Origin of the sequence: Trinickia dinghuensis (assembly GCF_003367175.1) — a bacterium.
Classification (GTDB): Bacteria; Pseudomonadota; Gammaproteobacteria; order Burkholderiales; family Burkholderiaceae; genus Trinickia; species Trinickia dinghuensis.
Genome location: NZ_QRGA01000014.1, coordinates 210,079 through 234,745, shown reverse-complemented (window position 1 = coordinate 234,745; position 24,667 = coordinate 210,079). Strand labels below are relative to the sequence as shown.

The 24,667-nt window shown below is 66.3% G+C and carries 16 protein-coding genes and 1 pseudogene; 4 read left to right on the top strand and 13 right to left on the bottom strand.

Going from position 1 to position 24,667, the window contains the following annotated elements; genetic code table 11:
* Positions 1-14: 14 nt before the first annotated feature.
* The 5 genes from DWV00_RS23605 to DWV00_RS23585 form a co-directional block, all read right to left on the bottom strand.
* Positions 15-296, bottom strand: a complete 282-nt coding sequence (locus DWV00_RS23605; RefSeq protein ID WP_147297967.1) for a hypothetical protein — start codon at positions 294-296, stop codon at positions 15-17.
* A 771-nt stretch (positions 297-1,067) separates the two neighbouring features.
* Positions 1,068-2,471 carry an argininosuccinate lyase gene (argH, locus tag DWV00_RS23600; RefSeq protein WP_115536025.1) on the bottom strand — a complete coding sequence of 468 codons (1,404 nt, stop codon included), beginning with the start codon at positions 2,469-2,471 and terminating at the stop codon, positions 1,068-1,070.
* Between the two features lie 152 nt (positions 2,472-2,623).
* Positions 2,624-3,457, bottom strand: a complete 834-nt coding sequence (locus tag DWV00_RS23595) for an anti-sigma factor (RefSeq protein WP_115536024.1) — start codon at positions 3,455-3,457, stop codon at positions 2,624-2,626.
* Position 3,458: 1 nt separating this feature from the next.
* Positions 3,459-4,049, bottom strand: coding sequence for a sigma-70 family RNA polymerase sigma factor (locus tag DWV00_RS23590; RefSeq protein ID WP_115536023.1), 591 nt, complete (start codon positions 4,047-4,049; stop codon positions 3,459-3,461).
* Positions 4,050-4,153: 104 nt separating this feature from the next.
* A complete protein-coding gene (locus tag DWV00_RS23585) occupies positions 4,154-5,023 on the bottom strand; it encodes a helix-turn-helix transcriptional regulator (RefSeq protein WP_115536022.1) in 870 nt (289 codons plus the stop codon).
* Positions 5,024-5,209: 186 nt separating this feature from the next.
* Between DWV00_RS23585 and DWV00_RS34670 the strand changes: the two are divergent.
* Positions 5,210-5,350, top strand: a pseudogene (locus DWV00_RS34670) (class I SAM-dependent methyltransferase); the annotation flags it as partial.
* A gap of 37 nt (positions 5,351-5,387) precedes the next feature.
* On the opposite strand, the gene DWV00_RS23575 reads toward DWV00_RS34670, so the two are convergent.
* From DWV00_RS23575 to ppc, 4 genes are all read right to left on the bottom strand, one after another.
* Entirely contained in the window at positions 5,388-6,596 is a 1,209-nt protein-coding gene (locus DWV00_RS23575) for an EAL domain-containing response regulator (RefSeq protein WP_115536021.1), read from the bottom strand.
* A gap of 53 nt (positions 6,597-6,649) precedes the next feature.
* Positions 6,650-7,645: a response regulator gene (locus tag DWV00_RS23570; RefSeq protein ID WP_115536020.1), complete on the bottom strand. Its 996-nt coding sequence runs from the start codon at positions 7,643-7,645 to the stop codon at positions 6,650-6,652.
* 43 nt (positions 7,646-7,688) lie between these two features.
* Positions 7,689-11,021: an ATP-binding protein gene (locus tag DWV00_RS23565; protein ID WP_147297966.1), complete on the bottom strand. Its 3,333-nt coding sequence runs from the start codon at positions 11,019-11,021 to the stop codon at positions 7,689-7,691.
* A gap of 423 nt (positions 11,022-11,444) precedes the next feature.
* The gene (gene ppc, locus DWV00_RS23560; RefSeq protein WP_115536018.1) at positions 11,445-14,399 is read right to left on the bottom strand and encodes a phosphoenolpyruvate carboxylase; all 2,955 of its coding nucleotides are present in this window, start codon (positions 14,397-14,399) and stop codon (positions 11,445-11,447) included.
* A gap of 249 nt (positions 14,400-14,648) precedes the next feature.
* Between ppc and hemC the strand changes: the two genes are divergently transcribed.
* The 3 genes from hemC to DWV00_RS23545 are packed head-to-tail and all read left to right on the top strand — an operon-like array spanning position 14,649 to position 18,930.
* Entirely contained in the window at positions 14,649-15,632 is a 984-nt protein-coding gene (gene hemC / locus DWV00_RS23555; RefSeq protein WP_115536017.1) for a hydroxymethylbilane synthase, read from the top strand.
* Positions 15,633-15,649: 17 nt separating this feature from the next.
* Entirely contained in the window at positions 15,650-17,734 is a 2,085-nt protein-coding gene (gene hemDX, locus DWV00_RS23550) for a fused uroporphyrinogen-III synthase HemD/membrane protein HemX (RefSeq protein ID WP_115536016.1), read from the top strand.
* Between the two features lie 2 nt (positions 17,735-17,736).
* Positions 17,737-18,930 (top strand): heme biosynthesis protein HemY, encoded by a 1,194-nt coding sequence (locus tag DWV00_RS23545; RefSeq protein WP_115536015.1) that lies wholly within the window; start codon positions 17,737-17,739, stop codon positions 18,928-18,930.
* Positions 18,931-18,984: 54 nt separating this feature from the next.
* Here DWV00_RS23545 and DWV00_RS23540 read toward each other — a convergent pair whose 3' ends face one another.
* The 4 genes from DWV00_RS23540 to DWV00_RS23525 form a co-directional block, all read right to left on the bottom strand.
* A complete protein-coding gene (locus DWV00_RS23540; RefSeq protein WP_245965006.1) occupies positions 18,985-20,040 on the bottom strand; it encodes a hypothetical protein in 1,056 nt (351 codons plus the stop codon).
* A 764-nt stretch (positions 20,041-20,804) separates the two neighbouring features.
* The gene (locus DWV00_RS23535) at positions 20,805-22,136 is read right to left on the bottom strand and encodes an MFS transporter (protein WP_115536013.1); all 1,332 of its coding nucleotides are present in this window, start codon (positions 22,134-22,136) and stop codon (positions 20,805-20,807) included.
* 38 nt (positions 22,137-22,174) lie between these two features.
* A complete protein-coding gene (locus DWV00_RS23530) occupies positions 22,175-22,933 on the bottom strand; it encodes an SDR family oxidoreductase (RefSeq protein WP_115536012.1) in 759 nt (252 codons plus the stop codon).
* A 127-nt stretch (positions 22,934-23,060) separates the two neighbouring features.
* Positions 23,061-24,500 carry an aldehyde dehydrogenase family protein gene (locus tag DWV00_RS23525; RefSeq protein WP_115536011.1) on the bottom strand — a complete coding sequence of 480 codons (1,440 nt, stop codon included), beginning with the start codon at positions 24,498-24,500 and terminating at the stop codon, positions 23,061-23,063.
* Between the last annotated feature and the right edge of the window lie 167 nt (positions 24,501-24,667).

Below are 24,667 nucleotides of genomic sequence, written 5' to 3'. Positions count from 1 at the left end.
GGAAGATCAACCCACTAGCTGGCGGATGTGATGTTGAAATTTTGTTGATCGATGACCCATCCGCGGCCGTTCTCGCACTGGACTTCGGTGTGAAGGTACACCTTCTCAAAGACACTCCGCAGCGGAATGCAAGAATCGCCGGCGAATAAGGTGAAGAGTTCTCTCGTTTCCGCATCGTTCGCAGATGCATAGACTGGCGTTCCCTCTGCCGCCACCCATACCTCACCGGTTTTAGTCGAACAGGCGGAAATCAGAATTCCGATTGTGATTGAAATTGCCGAGAGAAGATTTTTCACGAGCCCACTCTCCGATAGAATCGAACCGCTGTTACTCGTTTGGAATGAGATAGTCCAACTGCGATGTCTGCGGGACTCACTACGCCAAACCCTCGAGGATCATGGGCAAGGATCCCCACGAGGTGCAGTACATCAACGACGTTCGACGAGCAGCTGTTTGCCGTGAGACTATATCGGTGACGTGTGGGGTCGCCGTTTGTTACTTCCACGCGGCGCTTCAATTCGGTTCTAATTCTTCTTTCCTCCTCGCGAGATACGCGGAGCACGTAGCCAATTGAGTCTCGAATGTTCCGCTGGGCTGCAACGTACTCGACATAAGTTCTTTTTGAATCGTATCCACCGGGCGCTCGCGAGTATGCGATGCCATTGACGATAATCGCGGCATGACCGAACTGTGATCCAAACGTCGCTGGCCGCGAGTCACTGATGATGACCTCCACGGTGGTCGTGTCAGTCCGGATCAGTTTTCCCTTGGATTTAACCGTCGGCTCGGTCGTTTGATTTGTGATCGATTGATATTGCACGCCGTGCGGCGGAATATGGATGTCCAAAGCGTAGCCTCCTTGCCGAATTCTTCGGCGCAATTCCGGCGATGGTAGGCTGCTTGGGGTTCCTCAGTTTTATTGACGAGGATTTTTCGGACGGAATGAAGAGATAGGGGCTTGCGGCCGCGACTTTCCCTGCGACATCTTTGGGGGGCCACGATGGAGCGGCAATGCGGCGAAAGATCAGGCGCGGCGGTTCAAAAAAACATCGCCGCGCCCCGCGCTTTTATAGCGTCTTACGTACGGCTTCAATGGCGGCGCGCACCTGCTCGGGTGCCGTCCCGCCCGGATGGTTTCGGCTCGCGACCGAACCTTCCAGCGTCAAGTAGCTGAAGACGTCCTCGCCGATCAGATGCGCCACGTTCGGCAGTTCGCCGCGCATCTCGTCGAGCGTCAAATCGGCCAGATCGCAGCCGCGATCGACGCAGATACGCACCGCATGCGCCACGGCCTCGTGTGCATCGCGGAACGGCAGGCCTCGCTTGACCAAATAGTCGGCCAGATCCGTCGCCGTCGAAAACCCTTGCAGCGCCGCCGCCCGCATCGCCTCGGGCTTCACGGTGATGCCGGCCACCATTTCGGCGAAGATCCGCAGCGTGTCGGCCACGGTATCGACCGTATCGAACAGCGGTTCCTTGTCTTCCTGATTGTCCTTGTTGTAGGCGAGCGGCTGGCCCTTCATCAGCGTCAGCAGCGCCATCAGGTGGCCATTCACGCGCCCCGTCTTGCCGCGCGCGAGTTCGGGCACGTCGGGGTTCTTCTTCTGCGGCATGATCGACGACCCCGTGCAGAAGCGGTCGGCCAGATCGATGAAGCCCACGCGCGGGCTCATCCACAGCACGAGTTCCTCCGAAAAACGCGAGACGTGCGTCATGACGAGCGCGGCTGCCGCCGTGAATTCGATCGCGAAGTCGCGGTCGGACACGGCGTCGAGCGAGTTCGCGCAGATGCCGTCGAAGCCCAGCGTCTTCGCCACCGCGTGACGATCGATCGGGTAGGTCGTGCCGGCCAGCGCCGCCGCGCCCAGCGGCAGGCGATTGACGCGCGTGCGGCAATCGCGCAGGCGCTCGGCATCGCGGCCGAACATCTCGACGTAAGCGAGCAGGTGATGGCCGAACGTGACGGGCTGCGCGACCTGCAGGTGCGTGAAGCCGGGCAGGATCGTTTCGGCGTGCTGCTCGGCCAGATCGACGAGGGCCGTGCGCAAATCCTTGACCAGATCGTCGATGCGGTCGATTTCTCCGCGCAGCCAGAGACGAATGTCGGTGGCGACTTGGTCGTTGCGCGAGCGGCCCGTGTGCAGGCGCTTGCCCGCATCGCCGATCAGCGCCGTCAGGCGCGCTTCGATATTCAGATGGACGTCTTCGAGATCGAGCTGCCAGACGAATTCGCCGCGCTCGATTTCACCTTTGATTTGCGCCATGCCGCGCTCGATGGCAGCGAGATCGTCGCCGCCGATGATCTTTTGCGCGGCCAGCATCTTCGCATGCGCGAGCGAGCCTTCGATGTCGACGAGGGCCATGCGCTTGTCGAAGAACACCGACGACGTGTAGCGCTTGACGAGCTCCGACATCGGCTCCGAGAAGCGAGCCGACCAGGCTTCGCCTTTTTTGTGCAGTTGAGACGTCATGATGATGGGCGGTGAGAGGGTAGGCCGAAGCGGCTAAGGAACCGCCGATTTTATCACCGCCGCCCGGGCGGCTTGCCGCAGCAGCGCGTAAAGGCGCGTCGACGCGCCCGCGGGTACTGGCGACCCAGCCGCCGGCGCTTGCCGTCTCGGCGCTAAGCCGTCGCCATCAGCGCGCCCTCGCAGACGACCGGACCGGTCGGACCGTCCGCGCGGCGCGAGCCGCCCATCGGCTCCACCGAGACGGCCAGCTTCGCGTAGACGTTCATGCCGTGCACTTTCATGGCGACGACTTCGCCGGCCGGCAGCATCCCGAGCGAGACCATCTTGCCGTCGCTCATCACGCCCCAGAGCTGTTCGCTCTTGCCGGGCGGCGGCGCGTCGCCGCCGGTCATCCGGTGCACGCTCACCATGGCGTTCTTGTCGTCCCACATGACGAACGCCATCGTCGGGCTCTTCGGCTGATCGGGCGGCACGAGCGCCGCAACGTATGCCACGCGCTCGATCTTCGCGCCGCTTTGCGGCGTTGCCTGAGCGTTTTGCGCGGTTTGCACGGCCGGCGCGCCAGCGGGCGCGAACGGCCGCAGCGTGACGGCCAAGGCGATCGCCGCCGCGAACGCGAGGCCCGTGGCGCCGATCGACCAGCCGCGCCAGAATGCAAGCGACTCGAACCAGCGCGCTCGGGTTTGGGTGGGAATAGAAGGAGCCGGGCGCACGGCCGGCTGCGCCGAAGCCGGCGCGGCATGCCACGCGGCGCCGAAGCCGAGCCTGCTCTCGATGCCTCCCCAGGCGCTTGCCGGCGGCGCGATGCTCGGCGCGAGTTCGGTCATCGCGCCGACGCGCGCCTGCCAGCTTTCGATAGCCTCGCGTACACGGCTGTCTTGCCGTGCGAGCGCCTCGAAGCGCTTGCGCGCGCCGCCGCGCAGCACGCCGAGCGCGTATTCGCCGGCTAGACGATCGATCAGATCAGGATTTCGGTGCAAGTTCATGTTACTTGCCCCCCATGCAAATCTTCAGTTTTTCGAGCCCGCGCCGCACCCACGACTTGACCGTCCCGAGCGGCACCGACAGTTGCTCGGCGATCTCGCTGTGGCTTTGGTCGCGCAAGTAGGCGAGGGCGACGGCCTGCCGCTGGCTCGCGTCGAGGCGCGACAAGCAGATCGCAAGCTGCTTTGCTTGTTCGGACAAAAGCGCCGAATCGGCCGGATCGCGCTCGTCGCCGGCGATGACTTCGTCGAGCGTGTCGCTCCATTCCGTCAGGAGCGCCGAGCCGTCCGATGCGACGGCTTTTTGCCGACGCAGGCAGTCGAGCGCGCGATTTCGCACGATCGCGGCCATCCAAGTCATGGGAGCCGCGAGCGCCTCGCGGTAATCGCCGGCATGGCGCCAGATATTGACAAACGATTCCTGCAACGCTTCCTCCGCCCACTCCCGCTTCACCAATATACGCAGCGCGACGCCAAACAGTTTCGCGCCCGCGAGGTCGTAGAGCGTGCGCAGCGCGCCGGCGTCCTGCGTGGCGACGCGCGCGAGCAGGGCCGCAAGCACGGGCGGTGTCGGTTCGTTCGGTAAGGTGGTCATAGGGCGGCGTTGCGGGCCGTCGTGGATATTGGGCGCTATCTTACCGCCTGCGCGGGTTTCGGCAGACGACTGATCGGCTTTCACCGATGGTGCCGCTGCGCGGTTCAAGCACGGATGAGCACGACGAGCAGCAAATCTTCGCGGTGGGCGGGCCGCAGCGTGATTTGGTCGTAGACGACGCGCCCCTGCCGTGGGTGATCGAACGCGCGCGTGCCGCCTTCGCGCTCGCCAACGTCCTGCGACGCCCAAAAGCGTACGAAATCTTCGCTTTCGGCGCTGAGCGCGTCGATGAGCGCGCGCGTCGGGCCATCGCTCAGATGACGGATCGAATCGGCGCGGAATTCAGCCACCAGGCGGCGCGCGCGCGTCTCCCAATCGACGATGAGCGTGCGCGCGGCCGCCTCGGTGAACGTAAAGCGCAGCAAGTTGCGCTCGCGCGCCGGATCGGGCGGCCCATCGAGCCAGCCGACGAACAGTTCGGCCGCATGGGCGTTCCACGCGAGCGCGTTCCATTGACGATCGAGGACATAGGCGGGTGCGTCGACGAGGCCCACCGTCGCGATCAGCGCCGAAGGCGCATCGTTCGAGGCCAGCGTCGGTTCGGCCGGGTCGCGCTCGCCGGCCAGCTCGAACAGGTACGCGCGCTCGGCGCGAGACAGGTGCAGCGCGACGGCGATGCGGGCGAGGGCGTCCGCCGATGCCGACACCGGGCGCCCTTGTTCGATCCAGGTGTACCAGGTCGGGCTCACGCCGCACATTTGGGCGACTTCCTCCCGGCGCAGCCCCGGCGTGCGGCGTCGCGGGCCCGGCGGCAACCCGACGGCCTGCGGCGTCAGCCGCTCGCGATGCGCGCGGATGAACTCGCCGAGGGCGCGGGCGGGTGTCGCCTCCAAGGGCGACGCAGCGCTCTCGGGCTGCGCCGGATCGGCGCGATGCGCGCTCGCGCGGGGACGGGACGACTCGGCGGTGGTCATGATGGCAGTCGAAAGATCGGGCGAGGCAGGTGCATCGGGTGAATCAGGCAAACCGGATGAATCCCGCGAACGCGGGACGCAATCGAATCGGGTAAATCCGATACCAGGATATTTGCTTGCCTTGTACCGGTACTGGGCTGGTCATATTGTAGCGGTACGCGTCGTCGAACAGTCTGCTTTGACGGCCCGGACGACGACGTGCTCGACCTCGGCTGCGGCGCCGGCCATGCGAGTTTCGCCATCGCTGCGCACGCGCGTTCGGTCGTTGCCTACGATATCGCCGAGCCGATGCTTGCGACGGTGGCTGCGGCGGCGCGCGAACGAGGCAGGGGCGGGCGTGCTTGCGGCGGCTTGCGGCGAGTCGTCAACGCACGAGCGCCGCATACCGCGCCGCCCACGTTAGCGCCCACTGGGCCAGCGCCTCGCCGGGCATGGGCGCACCGACGAAGCTGCCTTGCGCGACATCGCAGGACAAGTCTCGCAGCACGGTCCAGTCCTCGAGATCGTCGATGCCTTGCGCGACGGTGCGCATGTTCAATTGCCGGGCGAGCAGCAGGCTCGCTTTGACGATGGCATCGCGCGACGGGTCTCGACTCGCTCCGTGCACGAAACCGCCGTCGAGCTTCAGCTCGTCGAACGGCACGTCGCGTAAATGCGCCAGCGACGATTGCCCCGCGCCGAAATCGTCGATGAGCAGGCTGATGCGCTTCAAGCGTAGCCGCGTCAATACATCGAGCGAGAGCAGCCGATCGCGTGTCATCCGTGCGACGTTGATTTCGAGCACGAGCCGAGACAGCGGGAAATGCGCTCGCGCGGCGGCGTCGACGATGAAATCTGGGAAATCGAGCGCTGCCAGATCGTCCATCGAGAGGTTGATGCCGATGCGGAAGTCGTCGCCCAAGGTTTGCCACCGTGCCGCCTGTTCGAGCGTGCGAGGCAGCATCGTGCGCGTCAGATCGTTGAGCACCCCGTAGTAGTGCTCGCTGGCAAGCAGCCGATCGGCCGGCACGAGTCCATCGCGCGGATGCTGCCAGCCGATCATCGCTTCGACTCCCACGATCTCGCCCGTGGCCAAGGCGACTTGCGGTTGATAGCAAGTCACGATTTGGCCTGTCGCGATCGCGTTGCGCAGTTCCTCCGGGGGATAGGGTGTGTGTGTTTCGCTTGCGGGCTCGGGCCGCTCGGCGCCGTGCAGGTGCCGCCGCAGTTGCTCTCGTGTCGCGGGTTTCGAGAGCGATCCGAGTACGCGCAGACCGCGCGAATAGGCGAGTTTTTCGGCGCTCTTGAGGATGCGCGCATCTTCGCCGCTGATGAGCACGACCTGGCCGTCGTAGCCGCGCTGCACGAGTTGGCGCAAGAACTCGACGCCGTCCATCCCGGGCATCTGCAGATCGGTGAAGACCACGTCGACGCTGTGATCGCCGCGCTCCAAGACGGCGAGCGCGTCTTGCGCGTGCTCGTACGAGAGGATCTCCTCGTAGCCGAGCTGAGTCAGTTGCCGCACGAGCACCTTGAGAACGAAGGGCTCGTCGTCCACGACGAGGATCTTGCGGGGTTGTGTGCCTTGCTCCATGTACTACCCCATTGATTGCCGATCGGTACGTTGCCTTGCCCCGCGACGCGCGTTCAAGACGTCGCCAAGGCCGGCAGGAATTGGCGCAGCTTTTCGTGCAGCGTGTTCTTGTCGAACGGCTTGACGAGAAAATCGGCGGCGCCGGCCTTCAGGCTTTCGACCACGATGTTGCGCTCGCTATGGCCCGTCACCATGAGGATCGGCACATGCCCGAACTGGCCGATCGACTTGATCTTGCGCGTTGCTTCGACGCCGTTCGTGTCGGGCAGTCCGACGTCCATGAGGACGAGGTCGGGCTTGTGTTCCCACATCTGCTCGAGTGCTCGCGCGCCGGTGTCGGCGAAGAGCACATCGATATCGAGCCCGTTCATCAGGCGGCCGATCAGTTTTTGTTGAAACCCGTCGTCCTCGACGATGAGCACGGCCAGGCGCTGCGGTGCGACGCCCGGCGCGGTTTGAGCCGCCGCCGGCTGTGCTTGCGGAACGCCCGGCGCAGGCTTCGCCGCGCGCGCCGCGGCCTCGGCCGCTGCCGCATCCGGGGCGGTTTCGGCCGGTGCCGGATGCGGCGGCTTCGGCGCGCTGACCCCGATGGGCGCCGCGCGCGGCGTGACATCGCCCGCTTGCTCCTGGGCGGTCATGATGCGCAGCGCTTGGTGCACGGACATGCGGATGCGCGGCGCATCGTTCGTTGCCGGCCAGAACAGCACGTAATCGTCGAAGTGCCCCAAGCTGCACAAGTCGTAGACGGTCCATACGTCGTGCTTGTTGCAAAGCACGACGACGCGATGGCGCGTCTCGTGCACGACCGTGCTGAGCCGGTAAAGTCCGATGTAATAGCGCTGCGCCGCCTCCAGCGTATCGAACGCGAGCACGAGCACGGAGGGCCGGTGCTGCTCGAAGTCCTCCACGGCGAAATCGGGTTTCGTCGATAGCCGCACATTGTGGAATTCGTCTTGCAGCAGCTTGCCGACGAGTTCCGCATCGGCTACCGATTGGCTGGCGACGAGGACCGCCGCGCGCTTGGGAGTCAGATCGTTGAGTTCCGTCATGATTGATCCGTCCTAGGGGCTGAACAAACGCTCGTTTCTTTGGTCACTTCGATTCCACGGCGAGCAGCCGGTCGAGCGCTTGCTCGACGGCCGCCAACGCGGCATCGAACTGCTTGGCCCAATTGGCCAGCAGAGCGAGGTCGCCGGCTTTGCCGGCATTTTCGAGTTCCGCGCACAGATCGCCGAGCGTGAGCGCACCGACCGAGCGCGACGACGATTTGAGCTTGTGCGCGATCGCGCCGGCTTCCCGTCCGCGGCCGGCGTCGCAATGCGCGCGCAATTCCGCGGCGAGCCGGCCGACCGACTGCTGATAGTCGGAGAGCAGCTCTCGCACGATCTCGGGATCGTCGCCGACGATGCCTTTGAGCACATCGACGTCGACGGCCTGGGCGTGCCGAGGCGGCGCCTCCCGGGCGGGGGGCGCCGCGGGGACGGCCGGGGCTTCGCGCATCGGGAAATGCGAATCGAGCACCGCTTGCAGGCGCGCGAGCTGCAGCGGCTTGGTCAGATAGCCGTCCATGCCGACCGCCTTGGCCCGAGCCGCTTCGCCCTGCACGGCGTTCGCCGTCAGCGCGACGATCGGCAATCGCGTGCCCGCGGGCTCTTCGCGCCGTATCGTCTCGACGAGTTCATAGCCGTCCATCTCGGGCATGTGCAGATCGGTCAGCAACAAGGCGTAGCGATTGGCTCGCCACAGCGCGAGCGCCTCGCGCCCATCGGCGGCGATCTCGGCGGCGTGGCCGAGCAGTCCGAGCTGACGCAGGATCACCTTCTGATTGATCGCATCGTCTTCGGCGACGAGAATCAGACGCCCGAGTTCGCGGGCCTGCGCGATCGACGGCGCGGGGCCGGCCCCGCCTATGCGCTGCATGCCGCGCGCCCCGGCATTCGCGGGCGAGAGGGCGCGGTGAACGTCGTCCTCCGGCTCGCCGATTTCGAACGGCAGGCTTACGGTGAACGTCGAGCCGGAGCCGGGCTCGCTTTGCGCCGTCACGTCGCCGCCCATCAGTTCGCACAGGCGCCGGCAGATCGCCAGCCCGAGACCGGTGCCGCCGAAGCGGCGCGTCGTCGACGCCTCGGCTTGGGTGAACGGCTTGAACAGTTTCGGCAGCGTGTCGGCGGACATGCCGATGCCGTTGTCGCTGATCTTGAAGTGGATCTGCATCTGGCCCGGGCCCGAGGGATGCGGCGACGCATCGACGCTCACGCCGACGACGCCGGGCTTGTCCGGGCGTCCGCCCGAGAACTTGATCGCGTTGCCGACCAAGTTGTAAAGGACCTGCCGCAGCCGCGTATCGTCGGACAGCACGACCTTGGGCAGATCGGGCGAAAGCGATTTCGCGAGCTTGACGCCGGCACGCTCGGCCACGGGCGTCAGCGAGTGGCACAGTCCGTCTACGAGGTGGGTGATCGACAGGGGCACGCGTTCGATATGGAGCCGTCCCGCCTCGATCTTCGAGAAATCGAGGATGTCGTCGATCAGTGTGAGCAGCGCGTTCGCCGATTCGCGGACCGTCGTGACCATGTCCCCCTGATCGGGCGACAGCGGCGTTTGCGAGAGCACCTCGATCATGCCGATGACGCCGTTCATCGGCGTGCGGATCTCATGACTCATCGTGGCGAGGAACGCGCTCTTCGCGCGCGAGGCCGCCTCGGCCTCGGCGCGGGCTTGCTCGCGCTGCGCCTCGGCTTCCTTGCGGCTCGTGACGTCCTGCAGCATGACGAGCGCGCCGCGCACGCCGTCGAGTTCGTAGGGCACGGCCGTCATTTCGCCGATGAAGGCGCTGCCGTCGAGCCGCAGCCACTTCGCCTCGCGCGCCGGCGCGGCCGTATAGCGGCGCAGCAGGCGTCCGATGCGCTCCTCGATCACTTCGCGGTGTCCCGCATGGACGAACTCCGCGATCGACAGCCCGCGTATCTGCGCCGCCGAGTAGGCGCCGAGCATTTCGAGCGCCTTGGGATTGGCGAACGCGATCGTGAATTCCTGAATGAGGAACACGGCGTACGGCGAGAGTTCGATCAATTGGCGGTAGCGCGCCTCGCTTTGCATCAGCGCCTGCTCGTTCGCATGCTCGCGGCTCACGTCGCGGATCAGCGCGACTACGCCGCTGGAATCGGCGCCGCGCCGCTCCACCCGCATTTCATAGACGCTCGCGAAGGGCGTCTCGAGATGGAACACCGCGCTGGCCGAACGGCCAACCGCCGTACCCGCGAGCATGGCCGCGAACTGCTCCGTTTTGTGGTCGCGGTCGTCGCCGCGGTCGTCGCGGAAAAACGCGTGGGCGACTTGGATCGGCGTCGCGGTCGAGACGTCTTCACGCTGCCAGCCGAGCAGTTCCAAGAGGCGCGGATTGTAGCCGTCGATTTGGCCGTCGGCCGACAAGCCGAGGGCGCAGTCGGGAATCGCCTTGAACAAGGCATCGGCACGCCTGGCTTCCACGATTTTGCGTTCGTGCGCTTCGCGTTCGCGTTCCGATGCGGCTTGCAGGCGCCGGAACAGCCGCCGATGGTGCGCTTCGGCGGCGAGAATCAACGCCGTCAGGACGAGCCCCGCGATGAACAGCGCAAGCGCGCGCAACCGGAACGCCGATAGGTAATCGCCGTTCGAGATGCCCACCAGCACGACGAGCCGATATTCGGGCAGCGTTTCATAGCTGATCGTGCGCCGGACGGCGTCGACCCAGTTGATCGCATCGAAGTGGCCGCGCGGGCTTTTCGCGAGCGCGATGCGCAGCGGGGCGCCGCGCGGCAGGGTGCGCCCGTCCACGTCCTCGCGCTCGCCGCTGCGGCGGGCGCGAATGGCATAGTCGTCGGCGCCGATGACCGACACGAGTCCGCCCTGGCCTGCATGCAGCGCATCGTAGAGATCGGTGAGGTAGGCGGGCGGCATGGAGATCAGGACGACGCCGAGAAAGCGCCCCTGCGGATCGTCGATACGGCGCGAGAGTTCGATCGATGCCTGATCGGGCGCGAGGCCGATCGGCGGGCGGCCGATGACGATCCGCGTGCTCGGATCGTCGATATGGACGCGAAAGTCGTCGCTGCCGGCGAGGCTGGTCAATTCGAAATCGGGGTTCGTCGACGCACGCACCATGCCGTGCTTGTCGATGACGGCAACCCGGGTGAACACGTCGAGATCGAGCAAGCCCGAGTGGACGTAATCGTCGAGCGGCGGCGCGATACCGTCCCGGCGCACCAGCCACGCGACGACCGAAGCCACTTGATCGGCTTCGCGCATGACGCGCGAGGTATGGGCGGCAAGCGCATCGGCCAGCGTATCGGCTTGCAGCCGCTCGTTCGTCAATTCGGTTTTCGCGTCCCAAGTCGAAAACGCCGCGAGTGCGATCCACAAGGCGAAAATCAATCCGAGCGCCACCGCGTGATTCGTACGCAATGGGCGCGGGATTTTAAACGGCGATCGTGATCGCAATAGACGCGAAACCTTGTTCATGGTGGGCAGGTACCCCTTACCGGATTACCCCCTGTTGCGAAGGCTCGAAGCCAAGAGCCACGGAGCAGGCACGGATTGGCGCACCCGCACGACTCGAATCGACCGCATAGCGAACAAGCGACATATTAGGTAGGAACGGCAAACCGGACGTTCTAATTTTTTTATCGGCCGAAACCTGGGGAAACTTGAGCCGCCGGATGCGGGGTAAACACTTAAGAGGGGATTGGCTCCCGCCGTTCGATGTTTAATTAGTTATGTATGCAATTACAAAAAGCCGCCGCATTCGCGACGGCCTTCGTTGTTGCGAAGCCGCGCGAGCGGCGGCTTCGGTCTCGGCGCGGCCCGCAATCAGCCTGTGTTGCGCAGGCCGGCGGCGATGCCGTTGATCGTCAAGTGAATACCGCGCCTCACACGCGTGTTCGAATCGCCTGCGCGGTGGCGCTTGAGCAGTTCGACCTGCAAGTGATTGAGCGGATCGAGATACGGGAAGCGGTTCTTGATCGAGCGCGCGAGCAGCGGGTTGTCCGCCAGGCGTTCGTTCTTGCCCGTGATTTCCGCCAGCGTTTGCGACGTACGCTCCCATTCCGCGACGATGCGGTCGAACACCTTCTTGCGCAACTTCTTGTCTTCGACGAGCTGGGCGTAACGCGACGCGACGGCGAGGTCCGTCTTCGAGAGCACCATGTCCATGTTCGACAGCAGCGTCGAGAAGAACGGCCAGGTCTTGTACATCTTGCGCAGTGTCGAGAGCCGTCGCGTGCGCTCGGCATCGTTCGCCGCGCTTTCCAGATGCGCGGCGACGGCGCTGCCGAATCCGTACCAGCCCGTCAGCAGCAGACGGCACTGCCCCCACGAAAAGCCCCAGGGGATCGCGCGCAAATCCTCGATGCGGCGATTCTTCGGATCTTGCAGCTTGCGCGACGCCGGCCGGCTGCCGATGTTCAACTCGGCGATTTCCGAGATCGGTGTGGACGAGAAAAAGTAATCGGTGAAGCCCGGGGTCTCGTAGACGAGCGAGCGATAGGCCGCCATTGCGGCATTCGACAGCGCGCTCATCGTCTCTTCGAACGCGGCCAGGTTGGCCGGCGTATTGCCCTGCGGCACGAGCGAGGCCTCGAGCGTGGCCGCGACGACCGTCTCGAGGTTGCGCCGGCCGATTTCGGCATTGCTGAACTTGCTCGCGATGATTTCGCCTTGTTCCGTCAAGCGGATCTGGCCGTTCACCGTCCCGGGCGGCTGCGACAGAATCGCCTGGTAGGTCGGGCCGCCGCCGCGGCCGACCGTGCCGCCCCGGCCATGGAACAGGCGCAGCGTGATGTCGCGTTCGCGGAACAGCGCGACGAGCGCGAGCTCGGCGCGATACAACTCCCAGTTCGACGTGAGGAAGCCGCCGTCCTTGTTGCTGTCGGAGTAGCCGAGCATCACTTCCTGCTCGCCGCCCTGATGCGCGAGCAGCGTCTCGACGCCGGGCAGCGCGAAGTACTCCCGCATGATGACGGGGGCGTTGCGCAAGTCCGCGATCGTTTCGAACAGCGGAATCACCATCAGCGCGTTCTTCGCGTGCGCGGCGTGGCCGCTGCCGAGCGTGCCTTCGAGCAGCCCCGTTTCCTTTTGCAGGAGCAGGACTTCGACGAGGTCGCTGACCGTCTCCGTGTGCGAAATGATGTAGTTGCGCACGGCGCGCGCGCCGAAGCGCTCGCGCGTGACCCGGGCCGTTTCGAGCACGGCGAGCTCGCTTTGCACGAGCGGCGAGTACTCGATGTACGGCGAGCGCAAGAGCCGCGGCTGCGCGAGTTCGGCGAGCAGCACGCGCAGCTTGTCCTCTTCCGAAAGCGACGCGTAATCGGGCTCCACGCCGGCGCGCGCGAGAAGCTCGGTAATCACGGCTTCATGGATGTCCGAGCTTTGGCGCAGATCGATCGAGGCCAGATGGAAGCCGAACACCTGCGCGGCGCGCGCGAGCGGCGCGAGGCGCGGCGTGGCGAGCGAGGCGCCGTGATGCGACGCCAGCGAATCGACGAGCACGTTCAGATCGTTCGCGAACGCCTGCGCGTCGGCATAGGGGGCGGCGTCGCGGTGCACGCCGCTGCGCGTATGCGCGGTGCCTTCTCCGAGCAGCGTGCGGGCGGTCGCGGCGAGCCGCGCGTAGACGCCGATCAGGGCACGGCGATAGGGCTCGCCGACGCGGTGCGGCGATTGATCGGGCGAGGCCGAGGCGAGCGTCTGCAGCGCCTCGCTCGCGCCTGCCAGCAGATTCGAGACCGACAGCTCGGCGCCGAGCGCATGCACTTGCTCGAGGTAGTGTTCGAAGATGACGGTGGCTTGGCGCGTGATGGCGTGTTCGAGGGTGGCGGCGGTGACGTTCGGATTGCCGTCGCGGTCGCCGCCGATCCAGCTGCCCATCTGAAAGAACGGGGCCACGTGCACGGGCTCGCCGGTATGCTCCGCGAGCGCGGTTTCGATGTCGTCGTAGAGCGCCGGCAGCTCGCTCAGGAACGTGGCGCGGTAGTACGACAGCGCGTTCTCGATTTCATCGGCGACGGTCAGGCGCGAGTCGCGCAGCATCCGCGTTTGCCAGAGCGTCGTCACGCGTGCGCGCAGCATCGTTTCGTTGTAGGCGCGCTCGCGCTCCGTCAGCGGCTGATCGCGTTCGGCCAGCAGGCGCGCGATGTCGTGCTGCGCGTCGAGAATGCTCTTGCGCTGCACTTCCGTGGGGTGAGCGGTCAGCACGGGCACGATCAGTGCGTCGTCGAAAAAGCGCTTGAGCGTCGCGGTGTCGAGGTTGCCGCCGAGCGCGAGGCGGCCGAGCGCATAGGCGATCGTGCCGGCCTGCGGCGCCGAGCCTGCCAGGGCATGGATGCGGCGGCGCCGGTTGTGATGGCGATCCTCGGCAATGTTGGCCAGGTGCGAGAAGAAGCTGAACGCGCGTACGACGCTGACGCTCTGCTCGGGCGTGAGCCTGCGCAGCTGCTTTTCGAGCGATTGCGCGGCGCTCGTGTCGTCCTCGCGCCGGAATTTCACGGCGTTTTGGCGAATCGTCTCGACGACGTCGAAGACGGCATCGCCTTCCTGCTCGCGTACCACGTCGCCGAGCAGGCGCCCGAGGTAGCGGATGTCCTGGAACAGAGGCTGATCTTTGTCCTCGCGGCCGCGGGCGGCCGTTTTGGCCGGCGCGGCGCCGGTGGCGCGGGCGCTGGCGCTGGCCGCGGGGGACGCGCCGGCTAGCGCGGCGGATTGTTTTTTGGACGAGCGAGGCGATGCATCGTTGCGGCGGGCGGTGCGCGCCGATCCGGAAGACGTCACGGTGGGTTCCTCAGTGAAGCCAGGTGAAAGGGGGGCTACTGCTGACAGCTACACAAAACTGACCAAACGACTGCAAAGATGCCGGCTTGCGCTTCGTTTTCCGTCGGCGAAGCGCTCGTGGCGATCGCGCCGGATGCCGGGGCGCGCTCGATTAGCGCGAGGGGTGCCGCCGGCAAGCGCGAAAAATGGGGCAAGGCGTGCGTGCTACCATTTCTCGATGTTCGATCCCGTCATTCCAAGTGTTGACTCATGAATTCCGAGACGCTTTCAGCCGCACCGCCTACCGAACTCGTCATTGCCTCCCGCGAGAGTCGTCTCGCTATGTGGCAGGCGGAGTTCGTGCGTGATGCGCTGCGGAAATTATATCCATCTTGCGACGTCCGTATTCTAGGAATGACGACGCGAGGCGATCAAATCCTCGATCGGACGCTGTCGAAGGTCGGCGGCAAGGGCCTGTTCGTCAAGGAACTCGAGAATGCGCTGGCCGACGGCCGGGCCGATTTGGCGGTGCATTCGCTCAAGGACGTGCCGATGTCGCTGCCCGAAGGGTTCGAGCTCGCCGCCGTGATGGAGCGCGAGGATCCGCGCGATGCGTTCGTGTCGAACGATTACGATTCGCTTGCCGCGCTGCCCGCGGGCAGCGTCGTCGGCACATCGAGTCTACGGCGCGAGTCGATCTTGCGCGCGCGCTATCCGCATCTGGTCGTGCAGCCGCTGCGCGGCAATCTCGATACGCGGCTCGGCAAGCTCGATCGCGGCGATTACGCGGCGATCATTCTTGCCGCCGCCGGGTTGAAGCGTCTCGGGCTGGCTTCCCGCATCCGCGCGCTGCTCGACGTCGACGACAGCCTGCCCGCCGCGGGCCAAGGGGCGCTCGGTATCGAGATCCGTGCCGGCCGGCCCGATCTCGAAGCCTGGCTTGCTCCGCTCAAGCATGAGCCGACGCGATTGGCCGTCGAGGCCGAGCGCGCCGTTTCGCGAGCGCTCGGCGGCAGTTGCGAGGTGCCGCTCGCCGCGCATGCGAACTGGCAGGGCGACCGGATGCATCTCGCGAGCCGCGTGTCGATGCCCGACGGCAGCCGCCCCGCGGTGGCCGAAGCCTCGGCGGCGGTAGCCAGCGTGGCCGACGCGGTCGCGCTCGGCGATCAAGTGGCGCGCTCGCTCGTGGCGCAAGGCGCGCTCGACGTCGTGGCCGAACTCGCGGCCGCGCGCGGCGCCGAGCCGGCGGCCTGATCCGCCCGCGCGAATCGATGGCGAGCGTCGAGCCCGACGGCCAGTCTCCAAGCGAACGCGCCGGTGCCGGGCGATTCGCGGCCGTGCTCACGCGCCCGGCCGGGCAGTCGTTAGCCCTTGCCGCCGCGCTCGAGCGCGACGGCATCGACGTATTCGACTTCCCGCTGATCGAAATCGCGGCCGCGGCCGACGATGGCCCGCTGCGCGCGGCGTTCGCGTCGATCGAGCGCTATGCGCTCGCCGTCTTCGTTTCGCCGAACGCGATCGAACGCGCGCTTGGCGCCGTCCCCGGTTTCGTCTGGCCCACGACGGTCCCGATCGGCGTGGTCGGCCCCGGGAGTGTCGCGGAATTGGCGAGGCGTGGCATCGCCTCGCCGACCCATCGGGTCATCGCGCCCGCCGGCGCGGATGCGTCCGCCGCGGCGGGCGAGGGCAATCACGGCACCAACGGCACCAACGGCGACGCCGGCACCCGGTTCGACTCCGAGGCGCTGTTCGCCGCGCTGTCGGAGCGGCTCGGCCTGGCCGCGTTGAGCGGCCGGCCCGTGCTGATCGTGCGTGGCGACGGCGGCCGCGAATGGCTGGCCGATCGCCTGAGCGAGGCGGGCGCGCAGGTCGAAGCCGTCTGCGCGTATCGAAGGAGGGTGCCCGAGCCGTCCGCCGACGCCTGGGCTCGCCTGCGGGCGTTGCTTCGCGGCGCGCCGCATGCATGGCTGGTCACGAGTTCGGAGGGCGTGCGCAATCTCGACGCGCTTGCCCGTGCATCGCTCGACGCGGCAGAGCGCGAGGCGCTGCTGCACGCGCCGCTCGTCGCGCCGCACCCGCGTATCGCCGAAACGGCGCGCGCTGCAGGTTTTGATACGATTACGGCATCCGGCCCCGGCGATGCGCGCATCCTCGCGGCCTTGCGCGCTTTATCGGCATCGTCTCGCGCCTCATTCGAACAACCGGCCGGGGCCGCCATGGCTCAAGCCTCTTCCTCGACGCATCCGCGCATGACTGATACGAACCAAGAATCGTCTTCCGCCCCGTTCCATCCGGCAGTCAACCCGCCGTTTCCGCCGCCGATGCCGCCGGTCTACGACCCCCCGCGCCGCCGCGGCGGCGGTTGGGTCTGGCTCTTCGTCATCTTGCTGGCCTTGGCGACGGGTATTGCCGCGTACGCGTTCAACCGCAAGCTCGATCAGATCGATACCCGGCTCGCCGCGCGGCAGCGGGCGCTCGACTCGCAGGCGGCCGACTTGCGCGTGAAGACCGAGCAGGCCGTGGCGACGGCGCATCAGGCCGACGTCGAACTGCAGCAGTTGCAAGGCAAGCTTTCCGATGCGCAGACGGCGCAGCAGGCCTTGCAGCAGCAGTACCAGGATCTCGCGAGCAATCGCGACGACTGGACGCTCGCCGAAGTCGAGCAGATGCTCTCCAGCGCGAGCGAGCAACTGCAGCTCACGGGCAACACGCAGCTTGCGCTGTTCGCGCTGCAGAGCGCCGACACGCGCCTGGCCGCCTCGTCGAATCCGCAGGCGCTCGTCGTGCGGCGCGCGATCGCGCAGGACATCGACAAGCTCAAGACCGCACCGTCGACCGATCTGACCGGGCTCGCCATCAAGCTCGACGATGCCATTGGCCAGGTCGACACGCTGCCGCTGCTCGGCGAGGCGCCGAGCGGGCATGCGGCCCCATCCGGTGCTTCCGCGCCCGTCTCGGCGAGTGCCGCCGTCGCCGGCGAATCGCGCGTCGTGCACTGGTGGCGGGTGTTCTCGGCCGCGGCCGGCAACGAACTGAAGAGCCTGGTCCAAGTGCGCCGGCTCGATAACGCCGATGCGATGCTCAACTCGCCGCAGCAGGGCGAGTTCATCCGCGACAACGTGAAGCTGCGGCTGCTGTCGGCGCGCTTGGGATTGCTGTCGCGCAATCAGGCCACGCTCGAATCGGACTTGAACGCGGCCGACGCGGCGCTCGCACGCTATTTCGACGGCGCATCCAAGCGGACGCAAACGGTGCGTGCGTTGATCAAGGACGTGTCGCAAGGCGCGGCGACGGTCGAAGTGCCGAACTTGAACACGAGTCTGCAGGCCGTGCACAACTACAAGAGCCGAGGCTGACGATGGCGCTCAAGGGACTCTTGTGGCTCGCGCTGCTCTTCGTGCTCGCGGTCGTGTTGGCCACGGTCGGCCACTTCGACGCCGGCCAGGTGCTGATCGTCTATCCGCCGTATCGCATCGACGTTTCGCTCAATCTAGCCGTGGTGGGCGTGATCGCGGTGTTCATCGCCCTGTATGCGGTGATCCGAATCGTGCGCAATGTCTGGACGATGCCGCAGCGCGTGGCCCGCTACCGCGTGCGCGCGAAAGAGACGAAAGCGCACAACGCCTTGCGCGAAGCGATCGGCAATCTCTACGCGGGGCGGTTTTCGCGCGCCGAGAAGGCGGCCCGCGAAGCGTTGTCGCTCGAATCGAACAAGGGCGCGGCGGGGCTCGTCGCCGCGGTGGCCGCGCATCGGATGCGCGAGTACGTGCGCCGCGACGAATGGCTCGGCGCGATCGACGCGCCCGACTGGCAGGATGCGCGGTTGATGGCCAGTGCCGATATGCGGGCCGACGGCCGCGACCCGGACGGCGCCCTGAACGCGCTGACGGAGATGCAGGCGCAAGGCACGCGGCGCATCCACGCGCAGCAGATCGCCCTGCGCGCGCAGCAGCAGCTGAAGAACTGGGCCGAGGTGCTCAAGCTCGTCAAGACGCTCGAAAAGCGCGAAGCACTGCACCCGGCCGTCGCCGTGCGTCTGCGCCAGCAAGCGGCGGAAAGCCTGCTGCGCGATCGTCGCCACGATCCCGACGCGCTGCTCGCGCTATGGAATTCGCTGGCGCCGGCCGAGCGCCAATCGCCGCGTCTGGCCGATTTGGCCGCCGAGCTGCTGATCGCGCTGAACCGGCATCAGGAAGCGCGCAAGATCGTCGAGGAAGCGCTGGCCCACAACTGGGACGCGCGGCTGTTGCGCCGGTACCCGGATACGGCGCAGGACGATGCGCTGCCGTTGATTCAGAAGGCCGAAGCGTGGCGCAAGGAACGCCCGGAGGATCCGGATTTGATGTTCACGCTCGGGCGTCTGTGCCTGCACCAGCAGCTATGGGGCAAGGCGCAATCGTTTCTCGAATCGGCGCTGCGGCTAGCCGAGGATAACGATGCGCTCGTCATTCGTACGCACCGCGCGCTCGCGCGGTTGTTCGAACAGCTCGGCGATACCGAGCGCGCGGCCGAGCATTATCGCGCGAGTGCGCTGGCGATGAAGATCGTGTAGCTGCCCCGGATGTCTCGGAGCGCGTTTAGGGAATGCGCTCCGAGGTCGCTGATGTCACGAAATCTTAAAAGCGTAGTCGGCGATGTTGTTGACATTGAGCGGCTGGTTGTTGTGCGGATGTTTCGGATTGTTGACGAGGAATTCCGCCAGCTTGTTCATGTCCATGAACACGATTTCCTTGTTGACGTCCGGGTCGAACGCTTGCTCACGGCTCGACCGAACCGTAGCCAATCCGATCACGCGCTGATTCGGATTGCTCAATGACAGATCCTCTCCGAACATGCACGCGGTCGCAAGATCCTTGCTGAAGGGCCCCTCGTCGTCCTGGTTGTAGATGGCCGCATCCTTGAACTGCATATGTTCCTCGGCATAGGCTCTCGAAATCGGACGCAATCCGCTGAACTTTGCGTTGACTGCCTCATAGGCATCGAGTTGCGTACGGAGGTCGGTCATCACGTCTCCCGCACGTCCACCGCGGCCGCGAACCACAGCGTTCGCAATGTCTCGTAGCGAGATCCCGGGGTTTTGGCTACGCACTCGCCATGCATAGTGCAGATTGCTTTCCGAATCGTCTCTCTCGGGCAATACGATCGCATCCCGGGTCGCGGCGCCGCTTGCCTGTGCGCCGGAAGATGAGGCTTGCGCTCGAGCGCTCGCTTGCGCATTGAGCTCTCTGTTCAGGTCGAACAAAGGATGGCTAACGATCGCAATATGTTCCGGGATGTGAGTTTCGATTCCGGCGCGGTTTAGGGCGCTCAGGATATCGGGGGGCAAGGGCAGCAGATCCACCAAGTATGACCGGAGTGCGCGGTGCAGCCGGCGCGTACTGATGCCCGAGTCCGCTAGCCGCCCCAGCAACTCACCGCTCGGCCGTTCGTTGGCTCGGGACGCTTGGCGCTGGAGTGCCGGCGTGCTCGTCCCGGCCCTGCGAGGCGGTGGTGTGGGAGTGCGCGACGAGGAGCCACCCGTTGCCCGAAGCCGAGGCTGCACGGGCGGGCTCGATGGCGCGGCTGCCGCGCGGGGTGGGGCCGGGGCAGGCGCACGCTGGCCAAGGGCGTCGCGCAGCGCAATGGCAAGCGGATCGTTCTCGTCGATTCCCACCGCCAGCATATTGGGAAAGTGCTCGCTCAAGATACGGTTCGTGCTCGTATGAAGACGTATCCTGCGGCCCGCCATGATGTTGGCGATCGTTTGATGGACCTCGGCAAGATCGGCACCGGCATTCTCGAGTTGCCGAACGATGTCGCTGGCGTGCGCCGCGGACCCACGTTGCGCCGGCAACGGCGTGGCGCGCAGCGTGGCCGGACTTGGCGGGGTGCTGCCCGCTGCACGGCTTTGTGCCAAGGTCCGGGGAGGTGGCGTGGCGGTGCGCTGCGACGAGCGCCCCGTTGCCCGGGGCTGTGGTTGAGCCCGGGACGCGTCTATCCGCGCCATCACTTCTTCCCCTTGGCCTCGGGATAGCGCCGGCGATCTTTCGAGCAGCGCAGCCGCTGCCCGGGGCGGCGCGGCCGGCGATCTGGACGGCGGCGGTGCCTGTTCTTGCTGTCTGTCCGTGCCGGTGCCTTCCGCCGACGAGCTCGCTCCCCTGAACGGGCGTGTCAAAGCATTGAAAAAGGAACTCCGCCTGCGCCCGCCGGAAGATCTGCCGCCGCTGGACGCATCCGGGCTGCGCGTCGGCGTTTCGTTGCCGACGCGCTCCGGTGAAGGCGAATGGGTATGGGGCGTTCTATTGATTCCGGGCATGTCGCATGACTCCTCTGAGCCGAGATCGTGGGTACGATCGCAGCCTACTCGCGGCCATGCCGCCGATTCGCGGCATCGGGCGAAAACCGCGCTCCGGCGGCGAAGAGGAGTCTGTCTGCTTTGCTCGGTGCCTACTTGTCGACGAGCCGCGCCGGCACGCTGAGCGCGAGCACGGCGCCGAGCACCATGAAGGCGGCGAGCATGTACATGCCGGTGTCGTTCGCGCCCGTCGTCTGCTTGAGCCACCCCACCGCATAAGGGCTCAAAAAGCCGGCGAGGTTGCCGATCGAGTTGACCATGGCGATGCCGGCCGCCGCGCCGGCGCCCGCCAGGAAAGCCGTCGGCAGGCTCCAGAACAGCGGCAGCGCGGTGATGATGCCGGCCGTGGCGAGCGTGAGCGCGGCCATCGCCAACGTCGTGTTGTGCGCCCAGCCGACCGACAGCACGAGCCCGAGCGCTCCGGCGAGGCCCGGGATGGCGACGTGCCAGCGTCGTTCGCGGTATTTGTCGGCGCTGCGCGCGACGACGAGCATCGCCACGACGGCGGCCGCGAACGGAATAGCCGCCAGCAAGCCGATCTGGAACGGGTCTTTCACGCCCGTTGCCTTGATGATCGTCGGCAGCCAGAAGCTCACGCCGTACAGGCCCATCACGAACGACAGATAAATGGCGCTCATGAGCCAGACGCGCCCGCTCGAAAGTACCGTGCCGAGCGGCATGTCTTCCTTGCCGGCGTCCTCGGCGCCGATGTTGCGTTCGAGCAGTTGCTTTTCCTCCGTGCTGAGCCAGCTCGCCTTCGAGATCCGATCGTCGAGCAGGAAGAAGACGAGCACGCCGGCCAGCACCGAGGGCAACCCTTCGAGCAAGAACAGCCACTGCCAGCCCTGCCAGCCGTTGGTGCCGTCGAAGGTCTTCAGGATGTAGCCCGAGACGGGGCCGCCGATGACGCCTGACAGCGCCACCGCCGTCATGAACCAGGTCGTCATGCGCCCGCGCCGATGCGCCGGGTACCAGTAGGTCAGATAAAGGATGATGCCGGGGAAGAAGCCGGCTTCGGCGAGCCCGAGCAAAAAGCGCATCGTATAGAACATGGCCGGCGTCGTGACGAACATGGTCAGGATCGAGATCACGCCCCACGACACCATGATCCGCGCGACCCAGAGCCGCGCGCCGACGCGATGGAGGATCAGGTTGCTCGGAATCTCGAACAGGAAGTAGCCGAGAAAGAAGATCCCCGCGCCGAGGCCGTAGACCGCATCGCTCAGATGGAGCGCTTGAGCCATCTGCAGCTTGGCGAAGCCGACATTGACGCGATCGAGGTAGGCGACGAGATAGCAGATGAGCAAGAGCGGCAGGAGCCGCCACGAGACTTTGCGGTAGGTGGCGGCTTCAAAGCTTGCGGACGCCGCGCCGGCACCGGCGCCGGGCATCGCGAGCGGATCGATGGGGTTGGGACTAGCCATCTTCGTTGTCTCCTCTTCGTTGTGATAGTGGGGTGAAGTCAGACGCAGCGCCCGCCGTCGACCTCGAGACTGACGCCGGTGATGAACGCCGCGTCGTCGGAGGCGAGATAGAGCGCGGCATTCGCGACGTCGTCCGGCGTCGAGAAGCGGCCTAGCGGGATGCCGGCGAGAAAGCGCCGGCGGTTTTCGGGGGTGTCTTCGCAGCCCATGAACTCGGTCAGCAGCCCCGTTGCACCGATGACGGGGTTCACGCAGTTCACGCGGATGCGGTCGGGTCCGAGCTCGGCGGCGAGCGCGCGGCTCGCGACGACCACGGCGCCCTTGCTGCCGTTGTACCAAACGAGGCCCGGGCGCGGCCGCACGGCGGCGGTCGAGGCGATGTTGACGAACACGCCGCCGCCTTGCTCGCGGAAGTACGGCACGAACGTCTGCACGCTCCAGTAGATGCTTTTGACGTTGACGGCGTAGACGCGGTCGAACTCGGCTTCGGTCACTTCGACGACAGGCTTGTTGCGATGCGTGGTGCCGGCATTGTTGACGACGATTTGCACCGTGCCGAAGTCGTCGATCGCGGCCTGCCGCAGCGCATGCCAGTCGTCGATCCGGGTGACGTCGCCCGTGACCGAGATCGCACGTCCGCCGGCCAATGCGATTTCGCTCGCGACACGCTCGGCGGCGGCGCCGTTTAAATCATTGACGACGACACTCGCGCCTTCGCGGGCGAACGTCTTGGCGATGCCTTCGCCGAAGCCCGAGCCGGCGCCCGTGACGATAGCCGTTTTGCCTTGCAACCGCATGGTGTCCTCCTCCTGGCCTCGTGGGCCTTTAGCGATGTCGATGCGTTCCGCTGAGTTTCGTCCTTGCGAGGCCGGCGTCATCGCCCTCCGGCCGCCCATGCCGCTACCCGGTGAGCCTGCGGGTGCCTTAACCGTGCCGAATGGCGATCGTCTTGAGCGTCGTAAAACCGTACAGCGCTTCGAACCCCTTCTCGCGCCCGTGGCCCGATCGTCCCGTGCCGCCGAACGGCAATTCGACGCCGCCGCCCGCGCCGTAGTTGTTGACGAAGACTTGGCCCGCGCGCAGGCCTCGCGCGAGGCGCAATTGACGCGCGCCGTCCCGCGTCCACACGCCGGCGACGAGCCCGTAGCGCGTGCCGTTCGCGAGCGCCAAGGCTTCCTGCTCATCGTCGAAAGGCAGCGCGGCGAGCACGGGCCCGAAGATTTCTTCCTGGGCGATGCGATGCTCGGAGGGCACGTCGACGAACAACGTCGGCGGTTGATAGAACCCGTCCCGCGGCGCGCCGGCCACGATCTCGCCCTGAGCCGCGAGGCGGATGCCGTCGCGTTCGGCGTCGGCGACGAATTGCGCAACGCGTCCGTGCTGCTTCGCGTTGATGAGCGGGCCGCAGTCGAGATCGCTCGTGCTCGGGCCGACTTTCAGCGCCCTGAATGCGGCGGCGAGCCGCTCGACGAGCGGCGCGTAGACGCCTCGCTCGATCAGCACGCGGCTGCCGGCCGAGCATGTTTGGCCGGCGTTTTGCACGATGGCGGCCATGAGCGTCGGCAAGGCGGCATCGAGATCGGCATCGGCGAAGACGATTTGCGGCGATTTGCCGCCGAGTTCGAGTGTGACGGGCGCGTGGTGTTCGGCCGCCAATTGGGAGACGAGCGTGCCCACGCTCGGCGAGCCCGTGAACGAAACGTGATCGATGCCGGGGTGGCGCGCGAGCGCGGCGCCGGCTTCCGTGCCGTAGCCGGTGACGATATTGAGCGCACCGGCGGGCAAGCCGGCTTCGGCCGCCAGTTCGGCCACGCGCAGCAACGACAGGCAGGCGTCCTCGGAGGGTTTGACGACGCAGGCGTTGCCGGCGGCGAGCGCGGCGCCGACACTGCGCCCGAAGATCTGCATCGGATAGTTCCACGGCACGATGTGGCCCGTGACGCCGTGCGGTTCGCGCACGGTCATCACCATGTAGCCCGACTGGTAGGGCAGCGTCGCGCCGTGCAGCTTGTCGCACGCGCCGGCGTAGAACTCGAAGTAGCGGGCGAGGGCCGCGGCATCGGCGCGCGCCTCGCGCAGCGGCTTGCCGGTGTCTCGCGCCTCGAGCCGGCCGAGTTCGTCGCCGCGGGCCGCCACGAGCATCGAAAGCCCGGCCATGACGCGCCCGCGCTCGGCTGCGCTCATTTGTCCCCACGCACCGTCATAAGCAGCGCGGGCCGCGGCGACGGCCGTTGCGATGTCGGCGGCGTTGCCGCGCGCGATGCGGGTGAAGGGCTGACCGTCGGACGGATCGATCATATCGATCGACTCTCCGCCGGCCGGCGCCGCCCAGCTACCGCCGATGAAATGCTTCGCTTCTTCCATGCCAGGCCCCTCGTTTTTGAGTCAGAACCGTCAGTCGAAACGTTACCAGGGGCGATTATGGCGCTATCTCTACGTAAAGTGGTGTCCGTCGCTCGGCTATAATGGCGGGCAATGCTTCTTGCCGGCTGCTTGCCGCGCGCTCGCCCATTGCGGAGCGTTGTCCGAGC